Raw genomic sequence first — 6,097 nt, forward strand, 5'->3', positions numbered from 1 at the left:
GGTTGTGTCGCTTCGCAGCCGGCATGCCTGCGCCCGGAATCCCTCTGCGCCCGAAGACGGCATGGATTTCGCGCGCCCCGGGCGGCGACGGCGCTGATCCAGCGCGGGCCCCATGCGCTCAGGGGCGCGGCTCGCGTGATCGAGCACGTACCTCGCGTGATTCAGCCCGGAACTCGCGTGATCAGAACCGGATCTGACGTGACGGGAAAGGCATCTCGCGTGACCGGCGGGGCATCACCCGTGACTGGTGGGGCATCAAGCGTGATCAGCGGGGCATCACGCGTGACTGCGGGGGCATCACAGCGTCCCGAGCGCCGGTGTGGCGAAACTGTCGGTGCCTGCCGGTAGAGTCGAAAACGGGGGGCGCCCCCACGCGCGCGGGTTGTCAGGCTTCCGGGGCCGCGTACTTCTCGCGCAGCCGGGCCTCGACCTCCGCGTCGGTCTCCGGGGCCGGCTCGGCCTCGGCCATCGCCTTCAGGCGCTTGTCCGACCGCCGCACCGCCCACACGACCACCAGCAGGCCCAGCGCGTACAGCGGGTACCCCATCGCGATCTTCGCGAAGGCCAGCCAGCCCGTGTAGTCCTCCTGGTACAGCCAGCGCTGCACCACGAACCGCGCCGCGAAGATCGCCGCCATCGCCAGCGTGGCGATGTCGTAGCCGTAGCGGGAGGGCTTGTCGCGCCGCCACGCCTGGCCGGTGCCGTTGAGCATGTTCCAGACCACGCCCGCGATCGGCCAGCGGACCACCACCGACAGCACGAAGATGCCGCAGTAGATCAGGCTCGCGTAGATCCCGAACAGGAAGAACCCCTTCGCCGACCCCGTGCGGTAGGCGATGAACGCCGCGATCGCGACGCCGAAGAACCCCGAGATCGCCGGCTGCAGGGGCTCCTTGCGGACCAGGCGCAGCACGGTGATGGCCACCGCGCTGCCGATCGAGGTCCAGATGGCCGCGGTCAGGCCGAAGAACGAGTTCGCCAGCACGAACACGATCACCGGGACCGACGAGTAGATCAGGCCGGACACCCCGCCCATCTGCTCGAGCAGGGTCGGCTGCGGCTCTTCGCCGTCGGTCTTCTTCTCGCTCGGGGCGGGTTCAGTCACGATGGGTGATCAACTCACTGGGCTCTGGAGCTCGTAATAGGGGTTGTACAGCACCTTCTGGCCGTCACGCTCGGCCATCCGGCCGCGCACCTTGATCGTCCGGCCAGGCTCGATGCCCGGGATCCGGCGGCGGCCGAGCCAGATTAGCGTCACGCCCTGTGTTCCGTCGAACAGCTCGGCCTCCAGCGTGGCGGCCTCGTTGGTCGGGCAGAGCTCGACGCTGCGGAGCCGCCCCATCACGGTGACCTCTTCGCCGGATCGGCAGTCACAGGCCCGCTGCGCCCCCTCGGCGCCCGACCTCATCGACATCTCGTCGGCGTCGAGGTCCTCGACGTCGCTGGTCAGCTTGCGAACCAACCGGCTGAAGTAGCCGCCGTCTTTGGCGGACATAGGTGCTCCTGTGCTCCGGGGCCCCCGACTGTGCATGCGGCCCGTGCGATTTCCAGCGTAGCTGCGGTCCCCGCCAGGGAAACGCCTTTGCGCAAAGATCGCAACGTGACGTCCGCAATCAGAGTTCCCGCCGCGGTCCTGCTGCCCGGTACCGGCTCGGACGAGGTGTTCGTCCGGTCCGTCTTCGAGGGCCCCCTGCGCGCCATCGGCGTCCCGCTCATCGCGCCACCGCCGCCCCCGGGCGGGGCGCTCGCGGACGGCTACCTGGCGGCCCTGGACACGCTCGCGGACGAGCACGGCACCCTCCTCGTCGGCGGCATCTCCTTCGGCGCCCACCTCGCCGCGGAGTGGGCGGTCCGCCACCCGGCCCGTTGCGGGGGCCTGCTGGCCGCCCTCCCGGCCTGGAACGGCGACCCGGGCCCGGCACCCGCCGCGCTCGCCGCGACGCTGACAGCGGATCTGGTGGCCCGTTCCGGCGTCGACGCCGCGCTGGCGCAGACCGCGGGCAGCCCGGACTGGCTGCGGGCCGAACTGGACCGGGCGTGGCGCCGCCACGGCGGCCGGCTGGCGGACGGCCTGCGCGTCGCGGCGGGGCGGCCGTCACCCACCCTCGCCGAACTCGCGGGACTGGCCGTCCCGGCCGGGGTCGGCACGTGCACCGACGATCCGGTACACCCGACGAAAGTCGCAGCGGAGTGGGCGGGCGCGCTCCCCCGCGCGGCCCTCGGCGAGACGACGCTCGCGGCGCTGGGCACCGACCGCGAATCACTCGGCCGGGCGACCGTCCTCGCCTTCCTCAAGGCCCTCCGGACGCGCTGAAGGCCGCCACCGGGTGCCGGTGGCGGCCTTCGGCGGGCGGGGTCAGCCCTGTTGCTGCTGGGCCGCGATGTGCTCGGCGACCGCCTCGGGCAGCGTGATGGTCAGCGGGGTCCGGACCGGCATCGGCGCGTCGCCGCGGTCGACGATGGTCCGCCGGACGATCTCGCGCAGCACCTCGACCGCCGCCGCGGCCTCCGACTGGGGGCCGGCGATGACGCCGCGCAGCATCCAGCGGGGCCGGTCGACGCCGACGAAGCGCAGGGCGACGTCGCCGATGATCGCCGAGATCTCCAGGCCCCACACACCGCGGCCGATGGTGACCTTGGCGCCGTCGGAGCGCAGCTGGTCGGCCAGCTCGGAGCTGACCTCCCGCCACAGGCCACCCGACCGCGGCGCGGCGTACGCGCTGACCGTGATCTGGCCCTGCTCGGTGACGACGTGCACGGCGCGCACGCCACCGGCCTCCGGGTCCATCTCGACCTGGACCTGGGACCCGTCGGGCACCGGCACCTTCACCGAGCCGAGGTCGATCCGCGGGATGCCGTCGTCTTCGAAGTCCGCGACGTCGAACGGGCCGTCGGAGACGTCCGAAAGCTCCGATTCCTCGTCGTACGCGTCGTCCTCGAAAGTGTCTTCGGCCTCGGGCGCGGCGTGCCGTCCGGCGGACCCGCCCTCGGTCCGCCGCTTGCGTCCGAAAATCCCCACTACTTCTCCGTTCCTTCCCCCGTGGCGGCGCTCGCGGCGAGCGCCGGTGCTCCCAGTGTGGCGTGTCCACCCGTGGAGCCGTAGCCTCCGTCGCCCCGCTCGGTCGCGTCCAGCCGAGCGACCTCGACGAACTCCGCGTGCTCGACCCGCTGGACGACCAGCTGGGCGATGCGGTCGCCGCGCGTCAGCTCCAGCGGGTGCACCGGATCGTGGTTGATCAGGCAGACCTTGATCTCGCCGCGGTAGCCCGAGTCGATCGTGCCCGGGGTGTTCACCACCGAGAGGCCGGCCCGGGCGGCCAGACCCGACCGCGGGTGGACGAACCCCGCGTACCCGGGCGGGAGCGCGATCGCGACGCCGGTGCCGACGACGCCGCGTTCCCCGGGTCCGAGGACGATATCCGAGGTGGTGACGAGATCGGCCCCCGCGTCGCCCGGTCGGGCGTAGGCGGGCAGCGGGACATCCGGATCGAGCCGGGAGAGGAGTACCTGAACGCTGGACACGGGCGGCGAGATTACTCTCTACCCGTGGGTGAATCAGCGAAGACGGCCGCGAACGCCGCGGTCCGGCACTCCGAACGGCTGTACGTCCCGTGGTGGGGCTGGCTGCTGCCGGTGCTGGGAGCGGTCCTGCTGGCGGCCGAGATCGACCTCGGGTACCCGGGGGTCCGGGCGTGGCTGCCGTACGTGATCGCGCTGCCGGTCGTCGCGGCGCTGCTGCTGTCGCTGGGCCGGTCGAAGGTCCGGATCACCGGCGGCGACGAGCCGGAACTGTGGGTCGGCGACGCCCACCTGCCGCTGCGGTTCGCCGGCGAGGTGGAGGTCTTCGACAAGGAGGCCAAGCGCAAGGCGCTGGGCCGCGACGGCGACCCAGCCGCGTACGTGCTGCACCGCGGCTGGGTCGGCCCGGTCGTGAAGGTGCACCTCACGGACGCGAACGACCCGACGCCGTACTGGCTGTTCAGCACCCGGCACCCGGAAAAGGTCGCCGAGCTGCTCAAGGGCGCCTGAACCCCGGACATGTGGAAGGGGGCCGGCCTGCCGGCCGGCCCCCTTGTCCCCAGCGCGCTTCGAGCCTCCCCGTCGTCGCCCTCGAGGCTCTCCGTCGCGTCTGTTCGTCCCCTGTCCGAGAACCCCTCCGCGCTTGTCAGGCGCAGTCGCGGCAGATCAGGCGTCCGCCGTTGTCCTCGGCCAGCCGGCTGCGGTGGTGCACCAGGAAGCACACGGAGCAGGTGAACTCGTCCGCCTGCTTCGGCACCACCTTCACGGTCATGTCCTCACCGGAAAGCCCGGAAAGGTCGGCACCCGGCAGCTCGAAGTTCTCGGCGGTCGCGTCCTCGTCGACGTCGACGACGCCGGACTGGTTCTCGTTCCGCCGGGCCTTGAGCTCCTCCAACGAGTCTTCGGCCAGCTCGTCGGCTTCGCTGCGGCGCGGAGCGTCGTAGTCGGTAGCCATGTTGTCCCTCACCCCTGCGATCAGCTTGTGTAGTCGTTTTCCCGGACTCCCGGATACGCCCGTGAGTCCGCCGTGCCGCTGGTCAACGTTCCAGGGCCCCTGTTTGTGCCCGACGGCCGAAGTGACCGAGGTCTCTTCTTTATGGGCCTCTTCCTGCGGCCGGAGCCCGGGAAGGGTAGCTCACCGCTGTCCGGGTTCTGCAACGAGTCAGACATTGCCGGGGAATCGTCACCCGACAGGGGGAACCCGCAGGTAAGACGCGTTGTCGTCCGTTCGGGTTGCCCGCGGGTGGAGAACCTCACGCGCGACCCGTGTCCGCTTGCCCCGGCCGGCCCCCGCGTGGTGCGATCGCTGCCACGGGGATCGGTCCCGGGCGGGGCCCGCGGACCACTGGTTGAGCACGGGGAACCGGCCGGGTGACCCTGGACGACGCGCGCCGGCTGCAGCGCCTAGGCTGAGCGGCCACGACGGTGCTCGGGTCCGCACCGGCCGGGTTCGGTGTTCGGGAAGGGACGGGCAGGTGGCGTCGGGGAACGGCATCGGGGACCGTGGGGCGCGGCCGTATCGCAAGCACAAACCGCTCCCGGCGCTGATCGTCATCGGGGTGCTCGCCATCGGCGCGATCGTCGTCTGGGTGAACGCCGCCGTCGGCAAGGGCGACATCGACGAGGCGGTCAAGTGCGACCCGCCCGCGAGCCCGCCGCCGGGCGTGACGTTCAGCAGCCTGCCCCACAACGCGCTCGACGACCGCGCGCCGATCCCGCCGGACAAGGTCGCCTACCGGGTCCTCAACGCCTCGGGCAGCCGCGGCCAGGGCGGCATCACCACGACGGCGCTGCGCGAACTCGGCTTCACCAGCGCGGCCGACCCGGCCAACGACCCGGCGTACGAGAACCGCGAAGCCAAGTGCCGCGGCCAGATCCGCTTCGGCGAGAACGGCGTCACCGCGGCCCGGACGCTCAGCCTCGTGGTGCCGTGCGCGGAGCTGGTCCAGGACAACCGCAAGGACGCGAGCGTGGACGTGGTGACGGGCACGCTCTTCGGCGACCTCCGGCCCCGCGCGGAGGCCCGGCAGATCATCACGCAGCTGGCGGACTGGTCGAAGACCCACCAGGGCGGCGGCGGGAACGAGCAGTCGGCGGGCGCGAAGGCACCGGTGGTGGACCAGACACTGCTGGCCTCCGCCCGCGACGTCGCCTGCTGACCCGGCCCGCTGTTTCGCACCCCGGCCGCGGGGGCGCCCCCCGTTTTCCATGCTACCGGAGAGCACCGACAGTTTCGGCCGGCCGGACGCTGCCGCCTCGCCGGCACAGCCGTGATCGGCTCTTCCCGCCGCCCTCCGCGCGTGCTCGCGAAGCGCCACAACCCCCGCGCGTAGGGGACCCCCGGTTCTTACGTTACCGGCAGCCACCGACAGTTTTGGCCGCCCGAGGTAGATCCTCGCCGCCGGGACCGGCGGTCCCGCATGTCGCGGGCCTCGTCCGGAAGGGGCCGTTCACGTACTCGGAGGGTCGGCCCGCGTACTCGAAGGGTCGGTCTGCGTGCCTCCCCGGAGGCGCAGGACCTCGCGTTCGAGAACCGCGGTTTCCTCATCCGCGTCTGCCGGTTCCTCGCCGGCCAGAC

At 72.0% G+C, this 6,097-nt stretch carries 8 protein-coding genes; 3 read left to right on the forward strand and 5 right to left on the reverse strand.

The window, feature by feature from the left end:
• Window positions 1-385: 385 nt before the first annotated feature.
• The gene (locus ABZX11_RS37575) at window positions 386-1,105 is read right to left on the reverse strand and encodes a DUF3159 domain-containing protein (RefSeq protein WP_176176107.1); all 720 of its coding nucleotides are present in this window, start codon (window positions 1,103-1,105) and stop codon (window positions 386-388) included.
• Window positions 1,106-1,114: 9 nt separating this feature from the next.
• On the reverse strand, window positions 1,115-1,495 hold the full coding sequence (locus ABZX11_RS37580; RefSeq protein ID WP_003074944.1) for an OB-fold nucleic acid binding domain-containing protein: 381 nt from the start codon (window positions 1,493-1,495) through the stop codon (window positions 1,115-1,117).
• Window positions 1,496-1,600: 105 nt separating this feature from the next.
• Here ABZX11_RS37580 and ABZX11_RS37585 point away from each other — a divergent pair, with 105 nt between their 5' ends.
• Entirely contained in the window at window positions 1,601-2,314 is a 714-nt protein-coding gene (locus tag ABZX11_RS37585) for an alpha/beta hydrolase (RefSeq protein WP_354922490.1), read from the forward strand.
• A 42-nt stretch (window positions 2,315-2,356) separates the two neighbouring features.
• On the opposite strand, the gene ABZX11_RS37590 is transcribed toward ABZX11_RS37585, so the two are convergent.
• Window positions 2,357-3,019, reverse strand: a complete 663-nt coding sequence (locus ABZX11_RS37590) for a DUF3710 domain-containing protein (RefSeq protein ID WP_176176106.1) — start codon at window positions 3,017-3,019, stop codon at window positions 2,357-2,359.
• A complete protein-coding gene (gene dut / locus ABZX11_RS37595) occupies window positions 3,019-3,522 on the reverse strand; it encodes a dUTP diphosphatase (protein WP_176176105.1) in 504 nt (167 codons plus the stop codon). The genes ABZX11_RS37590 and dut overlap by 1 nt, the downstream gene beginning before the upstream one ends.
• A gap of 24 nt (window positions 3,523-3,546) precedes the next feature.
• On the opposite strand from dut, the gene ABZX11_RS37600 reads away from it, so the two are divergent.
• Window positions 3,547-4,029 (forward strand): DUF3093 domain-containing protein, encoded by a 483-nt coding sequence (locus tag ABZX11_RS37600; protein ID WP_354922493.1) that lies wholly within the window; start codon window positions 3,547-3,549, stop codon window positions 4,027-4,029.
• 136 nt (window positions 4,030-4,165) lie between these two features.
• Here ABZX11_RS37600 and ABZX11_RS37605 read toward each other — a convergent pair whose 3' ends face one another.
• Window positions 4,166-4,474 (reverse strand): DUF4193 domain-containing protein, encoded by a 309-nt coding sequence (locus ABZX11_RS37605; protein ID WP_013224476.1) that lies wholly within the window; start codon window positions 4,472-4,474, stop codon window positions 4,166-4,168.
• Between the two features lie 520 nt (window positions 4,475-4,994).
• Between ABZX11_RS37605 and cei the strand changes: the two genes are divergently transcribed.
• The gene (gene cei, locus ABZX11_RS37610; RefSeq protein ID WP_176176103.1) at window positions 4,995-5,678 is read left to right on the forward strand and encodes an envelope integrity protein Cei; all 684 of its coding nucleotides are present in this window, start codon (window positions 4,995-4,997) and stop codon (window positions 5,676-5,678) included.
• Window positions 5,679-6,097 lie beyond the last annotated feature (419 nt).

The sequence above is a fragment of the Amycolatopsis sp. NPDC004169 genome (genome assembly GCF_040610315.1).
Taxonomy (GTDB): Bacteria; Actinomycetota; Actinomycetes; order Mycobacteriales; family Pseudonocardiaceae; genus Amycolatopsis.

What these genes read in the sequence shown, in the direction of transcription:
- ABZX11_RS37605 (WP_013224476.1), bottom strand. Translation starts at nt 4,474, where the DNA reads ATGGCTACCGACTACGACGCTCCGCGCCGCAGCGAAGCCGACGAGCTG.
- ABZX11_RS37580 (WP_003074944.1), bottom strand. Translation starts at nt 1,495, where the DNA reads ATGTCCGCCAAAGACGGCGGCTACTTCAGCCGGTTGGTTCGCAAGCTG.